Below are 16,582 nucleotides of genomic sequence, written 5' to 3'. Positions count from 1 at the left end.
AAGAGGCGCCCTTCAAGCCGTTCTACTGCCGCTCCGCTCAGCTACGAACCCGTCGCCGCGACCCGGGCCGCCGCTCGCTCGGCCGGGTGACCGGGTCCCCGGCCTCCAGCGCGGCATCGCGCCGCGCCGCACCGAAGTCCGCGAGCGCCTCGGCCAGCTTGTGCACCGACGGCTCGGGCGACATGACGTCCACCCGCAGCCCGTGCTCCTCGGCGGTCTTGGCGGTGGCCGGGCCGATACAGGCGATCACCGTCACGTTGTGCGGCTTGCCCGCGATACCGACCAGGTTCCGCACGGTCGACGAGGACGTGAAGAGCACGGCGTCGAAACCGCCGCCCTTGATCGCCTCACGGGTCTCGGCCGGCGGCGGCGAGGCGCGCACCGTCCGGTAGGCGGTGACGTCGTCGACCTCCCAGCCCAGCTCGATCAGCCCGGCGACCAGGGTCTCGGTGGCGATGTCGGCGCGCGGCAGGAAGACGCGGTCGATCGGGTCGAAGACCGCGTCGTAGGGCGGCCAGTCCTCCAGCAGACCGGCGGCCGACTGCTCCCCGCTCGGCACCAGGTCGGGCTTCACACCGAAGGCGACCAGCGCCTTGGCGGTCTGCTCGCCGACCGCGGCGACCTTGATCCCGGCGAAGGCGCGGGCGTCCAGGCCGTACTCCTCGAACTTCTCCCGGACGGCCTTGACGGCGTTGACCGAGGTGAAGGCGATCCACTCGTAGCGACCGGTGACCAGGCCCTTGACCGCGCGCTCCATCTGCTGCGGGGTGCGCGGCGGTTCGACGGCGATGGTCGGGACCTCGTGCGGCACCGCGCCGTACGAGACGAGCTGGTCGGAGAGCGAAGCGGCCTGCTCCTTCGTGCGCGGCACGAGCACCCGCCAGCCGAAGAGCGGCTTGGACTCGAACCACGACAGACGGTCGCGCTGGGCCGCCGCACTGCGCTCACCGACCACGGCTATGACCGGCTGGCCCCCGTCCGGCGACGGCAGCACCTTGGCGGCCTTGAGCACCTGGGCGACCGACCCCAGGGTGGCGGTCCAGGTGCGCTGGCGCGTGGTGGTACCGGCGACGGTGACGGTCAGCGGGGTGTCGGGCTTGCGGCCCGCGGACACCAGCTCACCGGCGGCCGCGGCCACCGAGTCGAGGGTGGTCGAGACGACGGCGGTGGCGTCACTGGCACCCACCTCGGACCAGCAGCGCGCGTCGGCGCTGCGGGCGTCGATGAAGCGCACGTCGGTGCCCTCGGCGTCACGTAGCGGCACACCGGCGTACGCGGGCACGCCGACCGCCGCGGCGATGCCGGGCACCACCTCGAAGACGATCCCCTCGGCGGCGCACGCCAGCATCTCCTCGGCGACATCACCGTCGAGCCCGGGGTCCCCGGTGACGGCTCGTACGACCCGCTTGCCCGCACGGGCGGCCGTCATGACAAGATTGGCGGTGTCCCGAAGGGTGGAAACGCCGTTGGGGGTGACGGGGATTGACGCCTCGTCAGCTGTTGCCTGCAGTGGTGTGTCCACTTGTGCGCGGGCATGCACGCGCACGACGTCCAGCACCTGCGGGTCGGCGATCAGTACGTCCGCGGAGGCCAGCGCCTCCACGGCACGCAGCGTCAGCAGACCCGGGTCTCCCGGCCCGGCACCCAGGAAGGTGACCTGACCGGAGGCGGAGTGGTTTGGGGCGGTGGGGTTCAAAGTGCTCGCTCCCCCATAAGACCGGCCGCACCCTTTGCGAGCATCTCGGCGGCGAGTTCACGACCCAGGTTCAGCGGGGTCGACACGTCGTCGGGAGAGGCGGGTACGTGCCCGGTGGTGGACAGTTGCACCAGCGTGCTGCCGTCGGTCGTGCCGACGACACCCCGCAGATGCAAATCGGTGACAGCCTGCTCGTCAGCCTTGGGGTCTCCCCTGCTCGAGCGAAGTCGAGAGCTTGGGGAAAGGTCGGCCAGTGCTCCGACGGGTGCGGAACAGCCGGCCTCCAGGGCGGCGAGCAGGGAACGCTCGGCGGTCACGGCGGCCCGGGTGTCCGGGTCGTCGAGCTCGGCAAGCAGGGCGATGAGGTCCACGTTGACCGCAGCGCACTCGATCGCCAGTGCCCCCTGGCCGGGGGCGGGCAAAATCACGTCGGGCGACAGCAGCTGCGTCGCCTCGTCGATCCGGCCGATCCGGGTGAGTCCGGCGGCGGCCAGTACGACCGCGTCCAGTTCCCCCTTCTCGACGAAGCCGATGCGGGTGTCGATGTTCCCGCGTATCGGCACGGTCTCCACACGCCGGCCCAGCGACCTGGCCCAGGCGTTGAGCTGCGCCATCCTCCTGGGGGACCCGGTCCCCACCCGGGCGCCGTCGGGCAGCTGCTCGAAGGTGAGCCCGTCCCTGGCGATCAGCGCGTCACGGGGGTCTTCCCGTACGGGGATCGCGGCCAGGGTGAGGGTCTCGGGCTGCGTGGTGGGCAGGTCCTTGAGGGAGTGGACGGCGAAGTCGATCTCCCCGGCGAGCAGCGCGTCGCGCAGCGCGGAGACGAAGACGCCGGTGCCGCCGATCTGCGCGAGGTGCTCACGGGAGGTGTCGCCGTAGGTGGTGATCTCCACCAGCTCGACGGGACGGCCCGTCAGCTCGCGTACCACCTCGGCGACGCGTCCGGACTGGGCCATGGCGAGCTTGCTGCGCCGCGTGCCCAGCCGCAGTGCTCTCGTAGTGCTGTCGGTCATGCCCGCTCCCGTGCATCGTGCCTGTCGGCGCGCGTGTCGGCCCGGCTGACGGCGGCGACCGTCTGGGGGTCGATGTCGAAGAGTTCCCGCAGGGCGTCCGCATACCCGGCGCCGCCGGGCTCGCTGGCGAGCTGCTTGACCCGGACGGTGGGCGCGTGCAGGAGTTTGTCGACGACGCGGCGCACCGTCTGGGTGATCTCGGCGCGCTGCTTGTCGTCCAGGTCGGGAAGGCGGCCGTCGAGCCGGGCGATCTCACCGGCGACGACATCCGCTGCCATGGTGCGCAGGGCGACCACGGTGGGGGTGATGTGCGCGGCCCGCTGGGCCGCGCCGAACGCGGCGACCTCGTCGGAGACGATGCCGCGCACCTTGTCCACGTCGGCCGCCATCGGCGCGTCCGCGGACGCGTCGGCCAGCGACTCGATGTCGACGAGATGCGCGCCCTCGACCCGGTGTGCCGCGGCGTCTATGTCCCGCGGCATCGCGAGGTCGAGCAGCGCCAGCGGCGCCGCGTTCCCCTCGCGCGCGGCCGCGACCATCTCGCCGGCCAGGACCAGACCGGTCGCGCCGGTACAGGAGACCACGATGTCGGCGAGCGCCAGCTCGTCCGGGACGGAGGTCATGGCGGCCGCACGGGCGGTGAGCCGGTGCGTGGCGCCGGGTCCGCCCGGCTCGGTGAGGATCCGGACGAGCCGCTCGGCGCGCTCGACGGTGCGGTTGGCGACGGCCAGTTCGCCGACCCCGGCCCGTACGAGGGTGGTGGCGGCCAGCGACGACATCGATCCGGCACCGATGACCAGCGCCCGCTTGCCGCGCGCCCAGTCCGCGACGTCCTGGCCGGCCGCGAGCTGCTCCAGCCCGAAGGTGACCAGCGACTGGCCGGCCTTGTCGATGCCGGTCTCGCTGTGGGCGCGCTTGCCGACCCGCAGAGCCTGCTGGAACAGGTCGTTCAGCAGCCGCCCGGCGGTGTGCAGTTCCTGGGCGACGGCCAGCGCGTCCTTGATCTGCCCGAGGATCTGGCCCTCGCCGACGACCATCGAGTCCAGGCCGCAGGCCACCGAGAAGAGGTGGTGTACGGCGCGGTCCTCGTAGTGGACATAGAGATAAGGGGTGAGCTCCTCCAGGCCGGCGCCGCTGTGGCGGGCCAGGAGGGTGGAGAGTTCGGCGACACCGGCGTGGAACTTGTCCACATCGGCGTAGAGCTCGATGCGGTTGCAGGTGGAGAGCACCGCGGACTCGGTGACCGGTTCGGCCGACACCGCGTCCTGCAGCAGCTTGCCGCGCGCCTCCGGGGCGAGTGCGGCCCGCTCCAGCACGCTCACCGGCGCGCTGCGATGGCTCAGTCCGACGACCAGGAGGGTCATGCCGGCATCACGGCGGGCATGTCCCCGTCAGGTCCCTTACGATCGCCCGCCACGGCGGCAGCGGCGCGGGCGGCCGGAGCCGGGGCATCACTGTCGGGCCCGGCCTCCTCGCCCGCCTTGCGCTGCTCGTGGAAGGCGAGAATCTGCAGCTCTATCGACAGGTCGACCTTGCGCACGTCCACCCCGTCGGGGACGGTCAGCACGGTCGGCGCAAAGTTGAGGATCGAGGTGACACCGGCGGCGACCAGACGCTCACAGACCTGCTGGGCGGCCCCGGCCGGCGTGGCGATGACGCCGATCGAGACGCCGTTGCTCTCGATGATGTGCTCCAGCTCGTCGGTGTGCTGGACACCGATGCCCGCGACGGGCTTGCCGGCCATGGCCGGATCGGCGTCGATCAGCGCGGCGACGCGGAAGCCACGCGAGGCGAAGCCGCCGTAGTTGGCGAGCGCGGCGCCGAGGTTACCGATACCGACGATGACAACCGGCCAATCCTGCGTCAGCCCCAGCTCGCGCGAGATCTGGTAGACGAGGTACTCCACGTCGTAGCCGACGCCGCGGGTTCCGTACGAGCCGAGGTAGGAGAAGTCCTTGCGCAGCTTGGCGGAGTTGACCCCGGCCGCGGCGGCGAGCTCCTCGGAGGACACCGTGGGGACCGAACGCTCGGAGAGCGCGGTCAGTGCACGCAGATACAGCGGGAGACGGGCGACGGTGGCCTCGGGAATGCCTCGGCTGCGGGTCGCCGGTCGGTGAGTTCGGCCAGTTGCCACGGTGCTCCTGCGGGTAGAGCGGGGCTGCGGGCGACCACATGGAACCCGACCGCCCTGTCTTCTGCAGGCTATGTCTTTGTGAACGCGTGCACAAAGATGGTGTCCGGTTTGTCCGCCCAAAGTGACCGGGGTCACGCGCCTATTACAGGCCTCCGCGGAACCAACTCCCACGTCACACCGTTCACTCGCGCCGCCCGTGAAACACGGCAGCACCCACGGGAGCACGTGCCCTCACTCCTCATCGCCATACCCCCGGAAACCTACAAATCGCCCACCGATGGTAATCGACCCGGACCGCCGCGGGCGCGCCCCGAATCCGTGCCCGGCGGTGCGGGGCCCGGCCCGGCCCCCGCGACACGCCCTCCCGCCGACCCGACCCGGCACAATGTCTCCATGGCCCCCTTGTTCAGCCGCAGCCCCCGCAAGAACCCCGCCGACCGGATGGTCACCCTCGTCGGCAAGCCGGGCTGCCACCTCTGCGATGACGCCCAGGCCGTGATCGAGAAAGTGTGCGCGGAGACCGGCGCGTCCTGGGAGAAGAAAGACATCACCGAGGACGCCGAGCTGCACCGCAAGTACTGGGAGCAGATTCCGGTCATCCTCGTCGACGGCGCCCAGCACGACTTCTGGCGGGTCGACCCGAAGCGGCTGCGTACGGCTCTGGGCGCCTGAGCCGTACCCGCTCCGCGAGGCCGCGAGGAACGCTCTCGTGGACGCCGCCACGGATGGCCGTAACGCAACCGTCCACCGCCCCAGGCCTTCCGGACACGCGCCCGTAACCGGCTGCACCGAACAAACTGGCTACGCTAGCGCCATGGCCCGCCCGTCGCCCGCTCATCGCCTCCGCTGGAGTCCCTCCGGGGCACTCTTCTCCCTGGGTTGGCTCACCCGCCGCAGACGACCCGCCACGGCCCGCAGTGTGCTGGCCGGCGAGGCCGCAGCCGAGGCCGCCCGGAAGTCCTCCCAGGAGGCGCCGCCCGTCGAAGAGACCGAGACCGCGGCGGAACCCGATTTCCCGGTCGTCGGGGACACGGCGGCCGCCGCCTTCTTCGACCTGGACAACACCGTCATGCAGGGCGCCGCCCTGTTCCACTTCGGCCGCGGCCTGTACAAGCGGCACTTCTTCCACAAGCGCGATCTGGCCCGGTTCGCCTGGCAGCAGATCTACTTCCGGCTGGCCGGCTCGGAGAACCCCGAGCACATGGCGGACGTCCGCAACAGCGCGCTGTCCATCGTCCAGGGCCACCGCGTCGCCGAATTGATGTCCATCGGCGAGGAGATCTACGACGAGTACATGGCCGAGCGGGTCTGGCCCGGCACCCGCGCCCTGGCCCAGGCCCACCTCGACGCAGGTCAGAAGGTCTGGCTGGTGACCGCGGCCCCCGTCGAGACCGCGACGATCATCGCCCGCCGGCTCGGCCTGACCGGCGCGCTGGGCACCGTCGCCGAGTCCGTCGGCGGGGTCTACACGGGCAAACTGGTCGGCGAGCCGCTGCACGGCCCGGCCAAGGCCGAGGCGGTCCGCGCCCTGGCGTCCGCTGAGGGCCTGGACCTGTCGCACTGCGCCGCCTACAGCGACTCCGCCAACGACATCCCGATGCTCTCGCTCGTCGGGCACCCCTATGCGATCAACCCGGACAGCCGACTGCGCAAGCACGCCCGGGAGCAGGGGTGGCGGCTGCGCGACTACCGGACCGGACGCAAGGCCGCCAAGATCGGCATCCCCGCGGCGGCCGGTGTGGGCGCCCTCGCAGGCGGTGCCGCAGCCGCGGTCGCACTGCAGCGCCGACGCCGCTGACCAGGCCTGATACCCGTACGGGACGGCGGTCCATCCCCTCTTCCTACCCCCTCCGCCGTCCCCTCAGTCCCGTAGCCGCCGGGTAACCACAACACGCCCTCCAACCAGGCAGATTGCGTTTCCTTCCGATCAAAAGTTGCTCAGTATTCGATACTTGATCTGCCACCAACCCGGCACGGACCGTAAGTAATCGATGATTTGAGCAACTGGGTGTAGCGCTGCCTGTACGAAGCGTTATTCTCCTCAGACGCAATCCGGAACCCACACGTCCCTACGACGAGTGAACGGTCCCGCACTGCACGTGATGGAAGCTCTGCCTCTGGGAGTCCCGTGTACCCACACGTCGGGGTTGACGCCTCGGGCCTGGCTACGCTGCGTACGACACTCGTCGACCACCTGCGCAGTTTTGTCCCCACCGCGTACGCCGTCCCCGCATTCGCCTCAGCCGTCCCCGCCGCCGGACCCTGCTACGCCCTGGCCGACGGGAGTGCTGCGGTCGGCAAGGCCGCCGGCAGAACCCGCCGCTCCGGCTCCGGCACGACCACCGCCCGTCGCCCCGCCGACAGCGACAGCCGTCGCATGATGGACCTCGTCGAACGAGCCCAGGCGGGCGAGGCCGACGCCTTCGGCCGCCTCTACGACCAGTACGCCGACACGGTCTACCGCTACATCTACTACCGCGTGGGCGGCCGCGCCACGGCCGAGGACCTCACCAGTGAGACCTTTCTGCGCGCCCTGCGCCGCATCGGCACCTTCACCTGGCAGGGCCGTGACTTCGGCGCCTGGCTCGTGACCATCGCCCGCAACCTCGTCGCCGACCACTTCAAGTCCTCACGCTTCCGCCTGGAAGTCACCACGGGCGAGATGCTCGACGCCAACGAGGTCGAGCGCAGCCCCGAGGACTCGGTCCTCGAATCCCTCTCCAACGCCGCCCTGCTGGAGGCGGTACGCAAGCTCAACCCCCAACAGCAGGAGTGCGTCACGCTGCGCTTTCTGCAGGGCCTCTCGGTCGCCGAGACCGCCCGCGTCATGGGCAAGAACGAGGGCGCGATCAAGACCCTCCAGTACCGCGCCGTACGCACCCTGGCGCGGCTGCTCCCCGAAGACGCCCGCTGACCCGACCCCCCTGTCCGCAGATGCCGATGACCAGTCCCATGCCGTATCTGCTCACTCTTGGTGACCTTCCATACCCGGTCGGTCAGATCATCGTGAGTGCGTAACCCGAGTGCCGCGCCGCTCGTTGTGCGGGATGCAGGCTCCATGCGGTCATGCCTTGCCCGCCGCCTCTCACTCGATCGAGTGGCTGCGGACAACGGCTTGCAACCGTCCGGTCCGTCTGGACAGTCAAAGCCAGTCCGGGGAGTCGAGCGGGATGACGAGAGGAGGTGCCGCCCGTGATCGCGAATGTCTCGGTGCACCGGCGGGCCAACGCCTTCGCCCAGGCCCTTGAGGAGCAGGTCCTCGAGGGCACGGCGGCCGAGGACCAGGTCGACAATCCGGCGCAAGCGCCGGGCGAAGCACGGCTGTTGGCGGCCGCCGACGGCCTCGGGAAACTCCCGAGGCCGGAGATGGCAGCCGAGGTCAAGACTGTCCAGCGCGCCCAGCTCATCGCCGCGATGGAGTCCGCCTTCGCCGAAGGCGCTCCGTCCGACGGTGCCAGGGTGCCCGAGCAGCGCGAACACAAGGGCGCGCACCGCGCCACAAAATCGATCGGCAGGCTGCGTCCGCGCTCCCGCCTCACCAAGGGACTGGCGGCGGGCGGGCTGACGGTCGGCGTCGCCGCCGGTGCGTTCACCGGCGTCGCCGCGGCCAGCTCCGACGCCCTTCCCGGCGACTCCCTCTACGGCCTCAAGCGCGGCATGGAGGATCTCAAGCTCGGCATGGCCGACGACGACTCGGACCGCGGGCAGCTCTATCTCGACCAGGCCGCCATCCGCATGCTGGAGGCGCGCCGCCTGATGGAGCGCGCCCGGGTCGCCGACCTCGACCATGAAGCGCTCGGCGAGGTCCGCAAGGCGCTCGCCGGCGTCACACACGACGCGGGTGAGGGCCACCGCCTGCTGCACCAGGCGTATGAGCGCGATGGCTCACTCGGCCCCATCCAGGCGCTGAACTCCTTCACCAAGTCCCACCGCCGCACCTGGTCGCAGTTGCGCGACAGGCTCCCGGTGCAGCTCATGGACGTCCGTGACCGGGTCAGCTCGGTCTTCGACGCCATAGACAAAGAGGTCGGTCCGCTCCGCCCGCTGCTGCCGCCCACCCCGGACGGCCGAGGCCACCACCGCAACACGCCCGCCTCCGGGGGCACCGGCTCCGGCTCCGACGGGCGTCCGGCCCCGTCGGGCAGCAAGTCCGCCTCCGGCAAACACGCCCGCGGCTCGCACGCCCCCCGCCCGTCGGCCTCGCCGTCCCAGGAGGACGGCCTGCTCGGCGGCAATACGGGCGGCCTGCTCGACCCGCCGTCCAAGGGCGGCAGCCCGTCCCCGCACGGCCGGGGCCACCACCACAGTGGCCGGGACACCGGCGGCCAGCCCGACGTCACCCTCCCACCGCTGATCCCGGGGCTGCTTCCCGGCCTGGGCATCGACGGGGAGGATCTTCCCAAGTAGCGAAGCGGTCCCTCCGGCGCTCGGTGTTCTTCCGGTCCTTCCCTCAGAAGAACACCGAGCGTCGCTGTACCAGCAGCTTGTAGAGGGTGTGCTGAATCGTTTCCCGTACCTGATCGGTCAGGTTGAACATCAGCATCGGATCGTCCGCCGCCTCCGGCGGATAGCCGGCCGTCGGGATCGGCTCACCGAACTGGATCGTCCACTTCGTCGGCAGCGGCACCGCCCCCAGCGGCCCCAGCCACGGGAAGGTCGGCGTGACCGGGAAGTACGGCAGCCCCAGCACCCGCGCCAGCGTCTTTGCGTTCCCGATCATCGGGTAGATCTCCTCCGCGCCCACGATCGAGCACGGCACGATCGGCGCCCCGGCCTTCAGCGCCGTCGAGACGAAGCCGCCGCGCCCGAACCGCTGCAGCTTGTAGCGGTCGGCGAAGGGCTTGCCGATGCCCTTGAAGCCCTCCGGCATCACCCCGACGATCTCGCCGCGCTCCAGCAGCCGCTGGGCGTCCTCCGCACAGGCGAGGGTGTGCCCGGCCTTGCGCGCCAGCTCGTTTATCACCGGCAGGACGAACACCAAATCGGCCGCCAGCAGCCGCAGATGACGCTGCGCCGGGTGGTTGTCGTGCACCCCGACCTGCAGCATCAGGCCGTCCAGCGGCAGCGTCCCGGAGTGGTTGGCGACGATCAGCGCCCCGCCGTCGGAGGGGATGTTCTCGACACCCTTCACCTCGACCCGGAAGTACTTCTCGTAGAAGGGCCGCAGCAGCGACATCAGGACCTGGTCGGTCAGTTCCTCGTCGTACCCGAAGTCGTCGACCTCGTAGTCGCCGGTGATCCGCCGGCGCAGAAAGGCCAGCCCGCCCGCGATCCGCTCGTCCAGGGACCGCCCGGGGCTCGGCCGCGGGGGCACCGCCGGCGGGTGCTCGGTCCGTGCCTCGGGTACGGGCGCCAGCGCCGTACCGCGCCCCGTGCGCCCGGCCCTCCTGGCCTTCCTGCGCGCCCGGGGCTCCTCGCCGAAGGGGATGACCTTGGCGTCCGCCATCGTGGGTGAACTCCTCACTGGGTCTGGCCGCCGCGTGCCGTCAGCACGCCGGCGAGCCGGTCGACGGTGCGGGCGACGGACTCGGGCGGCAGCAGCCCGGGTCCACGGCTGCGGGCGAATTCCGCGAAGGTCTCCGCCGTCGTGTACTTCGGATGGAACCCCAGTGTCTCGCGCATCTGCGTCGTTTCCACGACCCTGCCGTGCGTGAGCAGCCGGATCTGTTCCGGTGAGAAGTCCGTGATGCCGATGGACCGCAGCGCCGTACCGGCCCAGGTCACGGTCGGCAGGAGGAGCGGCAGGGTGGGCCGCCCCAGCCGCCGGGAGGTCTGTGACAGCAGCAGCACGCCGTCCCCGGCGATGTTGAAGGTGCCGCTGTTGAGCGTGCCGCGGCGCGGCGCGGCGGCGGCGATCCGCAGCACCTCGATGGCGTCGCCCTCATGGACGAACTGCAGCCGCGGGTCGTAGCCGAGGACGGTGGGCAGCACGGGCAGCGAGAAGTACTCGGCGAGCGGCGAATCCGCACACGGCCCGAGGATGTTGGCGAAGCGCAGCACGCACACCGCCACATCGGGCCGGCGCCGGGCGAAGCCTCGTACATACCCCTCGACCTCGACGACGTCCTTGGCGAAGCCGCCACTGGGCAGCGACTTCGGCGTGGTGGTCTCGGTGAAGACGGCGGGGTCCCGGGGCGCGGAGCCGTAAACGCTGGTGCTGGACTTGATGACCAGCCGCTGCACATTCGGGGCCTTCTGACAGGCGCCGAGCAGCTGCATCGTCCCGATGACGTTGGTTTCCTTCACCGAGGTGCGGCCGCCGCGCTTGCCCAACGGCGTGCCGTTGATGTCCATATGGATGACCGTGTCGACGCCCGTCTCGGCCAGGACCCTGGCAATGGCCGGATGCCGGATATCGGCCTTGAGGAATTCGGCGCCGCCCAGATGATGTTCCGGCGCCACGGCATCGACCCCGATCACCCGGTCGACGTCGGGATCGCGCTGGATACGGCGGACGAACCGGCCGCCCAGCTGCCGTGCGACTCCCGTGACGAGCACGACCTTGCCCAAGATCAGCCCTTCCTTCCCGCCGCGACCGCCGTGGCCGAGCTGTCCGGGCCACGCTATCGGGTAGGTGTTGCGCTGTGATGACCACAGGATGCCCGTGGCCACATTTCCGTCCGACCACCGTCCGTACGGCCCACAACGCGCCGCAGCCCCCGATCGCACAGGGCGATGGGGGGCTGCGAAATCGCGGTCAGCGTCGCTTACTTCTTGTTACGACGCTGAACACGGGTGCGCTTGAGCAGCTTGCGGTGCTTCTTCTTAGCCATCCGCTTGCGCCGCTTCTTGATAACAGAGCCCACGACTACCCTCGCTTACTTCGAATCACTCGGTGCGGGGCGTCCGAGCCCACACTACCTACATCGGGCCAGCCTACCCGGCCACGGGCGAACGGCGTAATCCGAGGGTCGGCGAAGAACTGTCAGGCCGATTCCACCCCCACAAAGGACTCACGGAGGTAGTCGTGAACCGCTTGCTCCGGAACCCGGAAAGACCTCCCCACGCGAATCGCGGGCAGATGACCGCTGTGCACCAAGCGGTACACGGTCATCTTCGATACTCGCATCACCGTGGCGACCTCCGCCACTGTCAGGAACACGACCTCGTTCAGAGGCCTCTGGTCTGCAGCCATGCCACACCTGCACCTTCCGCATAAGACGGACACCGGCTTCCCCTCCGGTGACTCTTCGTCGCTATGCGCTCACTCCCCAGATTAGGGGCGGGTGATGCGAGTGGGGAAGAGGAGCAGCGAACAGCCCACTATCGGGACAGATATGCCCGATTAAGGACATAGCGCGCCAGCGGCTGATAGTTCGCGGCCGGCACCGCATCGTCGAGCGGCACCGCCACCGACACCCGCCCCTCCGCCTGACCGACGAACAGCGCCGGGTCGTCCGAGTCCGCCAGCCCGATCGCCTCGATGCCCAGCTGACCTGCCCCGCAGACCCAGCCATGGTCCCCGATCACCAGTCCCGGCAGCGGCCCGGCGGAGCCCCCCACGGCCGCCAGAGCGGTGCGTACCGGGAGCGGCGAATGGGTGTGTACGCCCCCCGTCCCGGGCGCGCCCCGCACGCCGGTTTCTCGCATCAGCGCGACTCCCCGTACGTAGTCGAGTGTGCAGGTACGTACCCCGAACCGGGTCGCTATGTCGACACGGTCGCCATACGCCGGGGTGAGAACGGGGCAGCCCGCCGACGAGAGAGCGTCTGCGAGGGCGGCGTAGAACTCCACCAGCCGGTGCGGATGGCCGGTGCCGATCAGCACCGGCGCCCGGCGGCCGGCCGCCTCACCGACCCGTTCGGCGAACCGGTCGAGCGCCGCGATGGTGCGGTCCGGATCGATCACATCCAGGCCGGAAGTATGTGCGGGATCGGCCGAAACTCCGCACTCCTGCCCCATCAGTCGCAGTACTTCACCGACCGGCCAGTCCCCTTCGGGATCCAGCCCCAGCAGCGCCCGGGGATCGCGCGCCGCGAAGAGCCGGTAGCGCGCCAGACTCTTCTCCCGCGTGGTCGCGATCGTCCCCGCGAGCCGCGTCTCGATCAGGTGCGCCCGCAGCGCCCCGGTACCCAACACGCGTCCCATACTGTCCGGTTGGTCGGCCTACGGTTGCCCTGACCGCCGGGTAGTCACACCTTCGGGGCACGGCGCCGGATACGGCCGTACGGGGGCGGCGGGCGGCGCTACGGAGCACGCGGCGCCCCTCGGCCCCTGAAGCCCGTGCCAGCGTTACATGGGCCGCTGCGGGGCCCTACGGCAGCAGCCCATGCGCCGGGAACACCGCCCGGCGGGTGGCCAGCACCGCCTGGTCCAGCCGGTCGGCCGGGTCATAGCCGTCGTCGACGAAGTCCCGCCACTGCGGCGTACGGCCGTCCGTCATCCGCAGCGGCGCCAACTGCCGCGTCCTGCGGAACACTTCGTGCCGCCACGCCTCCGGCACCATGGAGGTCGGATCGATCGGCCGGCCCGCCGCGATCGCGACCAGATGCGTCCAGCTGCGCGGCACCACGTCCACCACCGCATAGCCGCCTCCGCCGAGCGCGACCCAGCGGCCGTCCGCGTACTGATGCGCCAGGTCATGACAGGCCTCCGCCACCGCACGCTGAGCGTCCAGGCTCACCGCGAGGTGCGCCAGCGGATCCTCGAAGTGGGTGTCGGCGCCGTGCTGCGTCACGATCACCTGCGGCCGGAAGGCCCCCAGCAGCTCCGGCACCACCGCATGAAAGGCCCGCAGCCAGCCCTCGTCCCCGGTCCCGGCCGGCAGCGCCACATTCGCCGCGCTGCCCTCCGCACCCTCGCCGCCCGTCTCCTCCGGCCAGCCGGTCTGCGGAAAGAGCGTCCGCGGATGCTCGTGCAGCGAGATCGTCAGTACCCGCGGGTCCTCCCAGAACGCCGCCTGCACCCCGTCGCCGTGGTGGACGTCCACATCGACGTACGCGACCCGCTCGGCGCCCAGCTCCAGCAGCCGGGCGACCGCCAGCGACGCGTCGTTGTAGATACAGAATCCGGCCGCCCCGCCCGGCATCGCATGGTGCAGCCCGCCGGCGAAGTTCACCGCATGCGCCGCATCGCCACGCCAGACGGCCTCCGCCGCGCCCACCGACTGCCCGGCGATCAGCGCGGACGCCTCATGCATCCCCACGAACGCCGGATCGTCCGCCGTCCCCAGCCCGTACGACAGATCCGCGGCAGCGGGGTCCGCCGAGGCTCTGCGGACCGCGCCGATGTAATCCTCGCGATGCACCAGCCGCAGGGTGGAGTGCCCGGCCGGCTTGGCCGCGACCACCTCCAGCGGCCCGCGATCCAGCTCGTACGCCTCCACCAAACGCATGGTCAGCGCGAGCCGGACCGGGTCCATCGGATGCCCGGACCCGAAGTCGTAGCCCGTTACTGCCTCATCCCACATCAGCTGTGCGCGGCCGCTCATGCCCGTCACCGTATCGGGCCTCCGGCGCCCCGAACGATCGGGCATACACCAGCGTCACCAGCACCAGGGCCATCGGTACGAGCATCGCCCCCCGATAGCTCCAGGCATCACCGAGCGCACCGACCAGCGGAGAGCCGATCAAAAAGCCCACATAGTTGAAAATGTTCAGCCGTGCGACGGCCATGTCCGACGCCCCGGCACCGTGGTGTTCAAAGGCGTACCGCCCCGCCGCCGCGAACGTCTGGGGCACGATCACACACAGCCCGAGCCCCAGCAGCGTGAACCCCGCCATTCCGGCCCAGGCCCCCGGCGCCGCCGCCACCACCGCGAACCCGCCCGCCGCGACCACCGTCCCGGTCCGCACCACCGCGACCGCCCCGAAGCGCCGCACGCCCAGATCGCCGACCGCCCTCCCGAGCAGCGTGGTGACCATGTAGACGTTGTACGGGACGGTGGCGAGCTGCTCCGAGCTCCCCAGGACGTCCTGCAGATACTTGGCGCTCCAATTGGAGACGGTCGAGTCCCCGATATACGCAAACGCCATCACCAGACACAGCGGCAACAACAGCCGCATCGCGAGGGGCGCAACGGCCGCCGCCGGCCCCTCCTCGCCCCCCACCGGGTCCCGATGGTCCCGGTCCACGAACCATCGGCCCGCGATCAGCGCCAGCGGCACCAGGGCCGCCACCACCGGCCCGTACAGCAGCACCAGCGACAGCTTCCAGTGCGCGCCCGCCCAAGCCAGCGAGGCACCCACGATGCCGCCCAGGCTGTACGCCGCATGGAACCCGAGCATGATGCTCCGCCCGTACGCCCGCTGCAGACGCACCCCGAGCATGTTCATCGAGGCATCCAGGGCCCCCACCGACAGCCCGAAGACCGCCAGCGCCACCCCGACCTGCGCCATCGACCCGACCGACCCGACCGCCAGCAGCGCCAGACACACCACGGGCTGCACGCACCGCAGGACCCGGCTGGGCCGTACCCGCTTCACCAGCTGCTCGGTACCGACGCTGCCGACCCCCGCGAGGAGGGGCACCGCCGCGAGGAAGGCCGGCAACAGCCCGTCCGAAATCCCGTAGCGCTCCTGGATCGCGGGTATTCGGGTCACGAGGAGGGCGAAGACCGCCCCTTGGACGAAGAAGCTGAGGGCGAGCGACACCCGGCCGTGCCGTAGCTGCGCTCCTGGTACCCGAGGGGCCGTCATGGCCGCTCAGCCTAGGACTCCCCGCTACCGCTGGGTAGATGGATCTCTCCGCCAATTCCGACCTATGTCCGACCGGCGACACCTCTACTGCAACAGCGCCGGCAGCTCCGCCATATGGACGAACAGCGCGGTGGCCCCGGCCTCCGTCAGCTTCGCCGCCGACGTCATCGCCGTGAAGCCGTAGACGTCCATCCCCGCGGCGACCGCGGCCCGCACCCCCAGCGGACTGTCCTCGACCACCGCACACCGCCCCGGTGCCACACCCATCTCCCGCGCCGCATGCAGAAAGAGATCCGGCGCCGGCTTCCCCCGCCCCACGTCCTGCGAGGAGAAGATGCGCTCAGCGGCACCGTCACCGGTCCGCCCCCCGGCAAAGCGCTCGATCAGCCCGGTCTTCGTCAACGCCACCCGGATCCGCTCATGGCTCCCCGACGACCCGACGCAATACGGCACCCCGTCGGCGGCCAGCTTCTCCAGCACCTCCACCACACCCGCCACGGGCTCCAACCGCCTGCGGAATTCCTCGAAGACCCGCGTGTGAAAGGTCTCGTCGAACCCGGCCGGCAGCCGCTTCCCCGACCGCTCCAGCACCCGCCCGTGAATACGGTGCATCGCGCCGCCCATGTAGTCGCGCAGCGACTCTTCATAGGTGGTCGGATGCCCCAGCTCGGTGAGGTACGCGGCAAGGATCCGATTGGAGATCGGTTCGCTGTCCACCAGGACGCCATCATTATCGAAAATGACCAAGTCGTAGCGCATGCTCATGAGCGTACCGAGCGGCCCGAAACGCAAAAAAGCTCCGGTCCCTGAGGGTTCAGGGACCGGAGCTGAATGATTGTTCGGCGGCGTCCTACTCTCCCACAGGGTCCCCCCTGCAGTACCATCGGCGCTGAAAGGCTTAGCTTCCGGGTTCGAAATGTAACCGGGCGTTTCCCTAACGCAATGACCACCGAAACACTATGAAGTTGACCAACCCGGCAATGACACAGGTCGTTACTTCAGAACCTACACAGTGGACGCGAGCAACTGAGGACAAGCCCTCGGCCTATTAGTACCAGTCAACTCCACCCGTTACCAGGCTTCCATATCTGGCCTATCAACC

The 16,582-nt window shown here is 70.3% G+C and carries 16 protein-coding genes and 1 rRNA gene; 4 read left to right on the top strand and 13 right to left on the bottom strand.

What is annotated here, in order from left to right; genetic code table 11:
• Nucleotides 1-37: 37 nt before the first annotated feature.
• The 4 genes from ACWGI6_RS02340 to ACWGI6_RS02325 are packed head-to-tail and all read right to left on the bottom strand — an operon-like array spanning nucleotide 38 to nucleotide 4,843.
• Nucleotides 38-1,696 (bottom strand): uroporphyrinogen-III synthase, encoded by a 1,659-nt coding sequence (locus tag ACWGI6_RS02340; protein ID WP_453265754.1) that lies wholly within the window; start codon nucleotides 1,694-1,696, stop codon nucleotides 38-40.
• Nucleotides 1,693-2,709 (bottom strand): hydroxymethylbilane synthase, encoded by a 1,017-nt coding sequence (gene hemC / locus ACWGI6_RS02335; RefSeq protein WP_453265753.1) that lies wholly within the window; start codon nucleotides 2,707-2,709, stop codon nucleotides 1,693-1,695. The genes ACWGI6_RS02340 and hemC overlap by 4 nt, the downstream gene beginning before the upstream one ends.
• Nucleotides 2,706-4,073 carry a glutamyl-tRNA reductase gene (locus tag ACWGI6_RS02330; protein WP_453265752.1) on the bottom strand — a complete coding sequence of 456 codons (1,368 nt, stop codon included), beginning with the start codon at nucleotides 4,071-4,073 and terminating at the stop codon, nucleotides 2,706-2,708. The genes hemC and ACWGI6_RS02330 overlap by 4 nt, the downstream gene beginning before the upstream one ends.
• Entirely contained in the window at nucleotides 4,070-4,843 is a 774-nt protein-coding gene (locus ACWGI6_RS02325) for a redox-sensing transcriptional repressor Rex (protein ID WP_453265751.1), read from the bottom strand. Before ACWGI6_RS02325 ends, ACWGI6_RS02330 begins: the two co-directional genes overlap by 4 nt.
• A 393-nt stretch (nucleotides 4,844-5,236) precedes the next feature.
• Here ACWGI6_RS02325 and ACWGI6_RS02320 point away from each other — a divergent pair, with 393 nt between their 5' ends.
• From ACWGI6_RS02320 to ACWGI6_RS02305, 4 genes are all read left to right on the top strand, one after another.
• Entirely contained in the window at nucleotides 5,237-5,515 is a 279-nt protein-coding gene (locus tag ACWGI6_RS02320) for a glutaredoxin family protein (protein ID WP_086720225.1), read from the top strand.
• 142 nt (nucleotides 5,516-5,657) lie between these two features.
• Complete coding sequence (locus ACWGI6_RS02315) at nucleotides 5,658-6,641, top strand: HAD family hydrolase (RefSeq protein ID WP_453265750.1); 984 nt, start codon at nucleotides 5,658-5,660, stop codon at nucleotides 6,639-6,641.
• A 330-nt stretch (nucleotides 6,642-6,971) separates the two neighbouring features.
• Nucleotides 6,972-7,757, top strand: coding sequence for an ECF subfamily RNA polymerase sigma factor, BldN family (locus tag ACWGI6_RS02310; protein WP_393906516.1), 786 nt, complete (start codon nucleotides 6,972-6,974; stop codon nucleotides 7,755-7,757).
• A gap of 278 nt (nucleotides 7,758-8,035) precedes the next feature.
• On the top strand, nucleotides 8,036-9,250 hold the full coding sequence (locus tag ACWGI6_RS02305) for a DUF5667 domain-containing protein (RefSeq protein ID WP_453265749.1): 1,215 nt from the start codon (nucleotides 8,036-8,038) through the stop codon (nucleotides 9,248-9,250).
• A gap of 43 nt (nucleotides 9,251-9,293) precedes the next feature.
• On the opposite strand, the gene ACWGI6_RS02300 is transcribed toward ACWGI6_RS02305, so the two are convergent.
• The 9 genes from ACWGI6_RS02300 to rrf all read right to left on the bottom strand — a co-directional run bounded on the left by ACWGI6_RS02300 (nucleotide 9,294) and on the right by rrf (nucleotide 16,434).
• On the bottom strand, nucleotides 9,294-10,289 hold the full coding sequence (locus ACWGI6_RS02300) for a lysophospholipid acyltransferase family protein (protein ID WP_453265748.1): 996 nt from the start codon (nucleotides 10,287-10,289) through the stop codon (nucleotides 9,294-9,296).
• Between the two features lie 14 nt (nucleotides 10,290-10,303).
• Nucleotides 10,304-11,353 (bottom strand): NAD-dependent epimerase/dehydratase family protein, encoded by a 1,050-nt coding sequence (locus ACWGI6_RS02295; RefSeq protein WP_453265930.1) that lies wholly within the window; start codon nucleotides 11,351-11,353, stop codon nucleotides 10,304-10,306.
• A gap of 197 nt (nucleotides 11,354-11,550) precedes the next feature.
• A complete protein-coding gene (locus ACWGI6_RS02290; RefSeq protein WP_003948845.1) occupies nucleotides 11,551-11,649 on the bottom strand; it encodes a 30S ribosomal protein bS22 in 99 nt (32 codons plus the stop codon).
• Nucleotides 11,650-11,768: 119 nt separating this feature from the next.
• Nucleotides 11,769-11,978 (bottom strand): helix-turn-helix domain-containing protein, encoded by a 210-nt coding sequence (locus ACWGI6_RS02285; RefSeq protein ID WP_006604741.1) that lies wholly within the window; start codon nucleotides 11,976-11,978, stop codon nucleotides 11,769-11,771.
• Between the two features lie 128 nt (nucleotides 11,979-12,106).
• A complete protein-coding gene (locus tag ACWGI6_RS02280; RefSeq protein WP_453265747.1) occupies nucleotides 12,107-12,922 on the bottom strand; it encodes a phosphatase in 816 nt (271 codons plus the stop codon).
• Between the two features lie 175 nt (nucleotides 12,923-13,097).
• Entirely contained in the window at nucleotides 13,098-14,273 is a 1,176-nt protein-coding gene (locus tag ACWGI6_RS02275; RefSeq protein ID WP_453265746.1) for an acetoin utilization protein AcuC, read from the bottom strand.
• On the bottom strand, nucleotides 14,242-15,480 hold the full coding sequence (locus tag ACWGI6_RS02270; RefSeq protein ID WP_453265745.1) for an MFS transporter: 1,239 nt from the start codon (nucleotides 15,478-15,480) through the stop codon (nucleotides 14,242-14,244). Before ACWGI6_RS02270 ends, ACWGI6_RS02275 begins: the two co-directional genes overlap by 32 nt.
• An 84-nt stretch (nucleotides 15,481-15,564) precedes the next feature.
• Complete coding sequence (locus tag ACWGI6_RS02265; protein WP_453265744.1) at nucleotides 15,565-16,239, bottom strand: HAD family hydrolase; 675 nt, start codon at nucleotides 16,237-16,239, stop codon at nucleotides 15,565-15,567.
• Nucleotides 16,240-16,317: 78 nt separating this feature from the next.
• A 5S ribosomal RNA gene (gene rrf, locus ACWGI6_RS02260) occupies nucleotides 16,318-16,434 on the bottom strand.
• Nucleotides 16,435-16,582: the final 148 nt, after the last annotated feature.

It is taken from the genome of Streptomyces sp. NPDC054786, from assembly GCF_053611685.1.
The sequence above is the reverse complement of the archived record's forward strand: the minus strand, read 5'-3'. Positions and strand labels throughout refer to the sequence as shown.

Excerpts from the sequence above, each read along its gene's own strand:
- ACWGI6_RS02330 (WP_453265752.1), bottom strand. The coding sequence starts at position 4,073 with ATGACCCTCCTGGTCGTCGGACTGAGCCATCGCAGCGCGCCGGTGAGC.
- ACWGI6_RS02275 (WP_453265746.1), bottom strand. The coding sequence starts at position 14,273 with ATGAGCGGCCGCGCACAGCTGATGTGGGATGAGGCAGTAACGGGCTAC.
- ACWGI6_RS02320 (WP_086720225.1), top strand. The coding sequence starts at position 5,237 with ATGGCCCCCTTGTTCAGCCGCAGCCCCCGCAAGAACCCCGCCGACCGG.
- ACWGI6_RS02315 (WP_453265750.1), top strand. The coding sequence starts at position 5,658 with ATGGCCCGCCCGTCGCCCGCTCATCGCCTCCGCTGGAGTCCCTCCGGG.
- hemC (WP_453265753.1), bottom strand. The coding sequence starts at position 2,709 with ATGACCGACAGCACTACGAGAGCACTGCGGCTGGGCACGCGGCGCAGC.
- ACWGI6_RS02270 (WP_453265745.1), bottom strand. The coding sequence starts at position 15,480 with ATGACGGCCCCTCGGGTACCAGGAGCGCAGCTACGGCACGGCCGGGTG.
- ACWGI6_RS02265 (WP_453265744.1), bottom strand. The coding sequence starts at position 16,239 with ATGCGCTACGACTTGGTCATTTTCGATAATGATGGCGTCCTGGTGGAC.
- ACWGI6_RS02300 (WP_453265748.1), bottom strand. The coding sequence starts at position 10,289 with ATGGCGGACGCCAAGGTCATCCCCTTCGGCGAGGAGCCCCGGGCGCGC.
- ACWGI6_RS02285 (WP_006604741.1), bottom strand. The coding sequence starts at position 11,978 with ATGGCTGCAGACCAGAGGCCTCTGAACGAGGTCGTGTTCCTGACAGTG.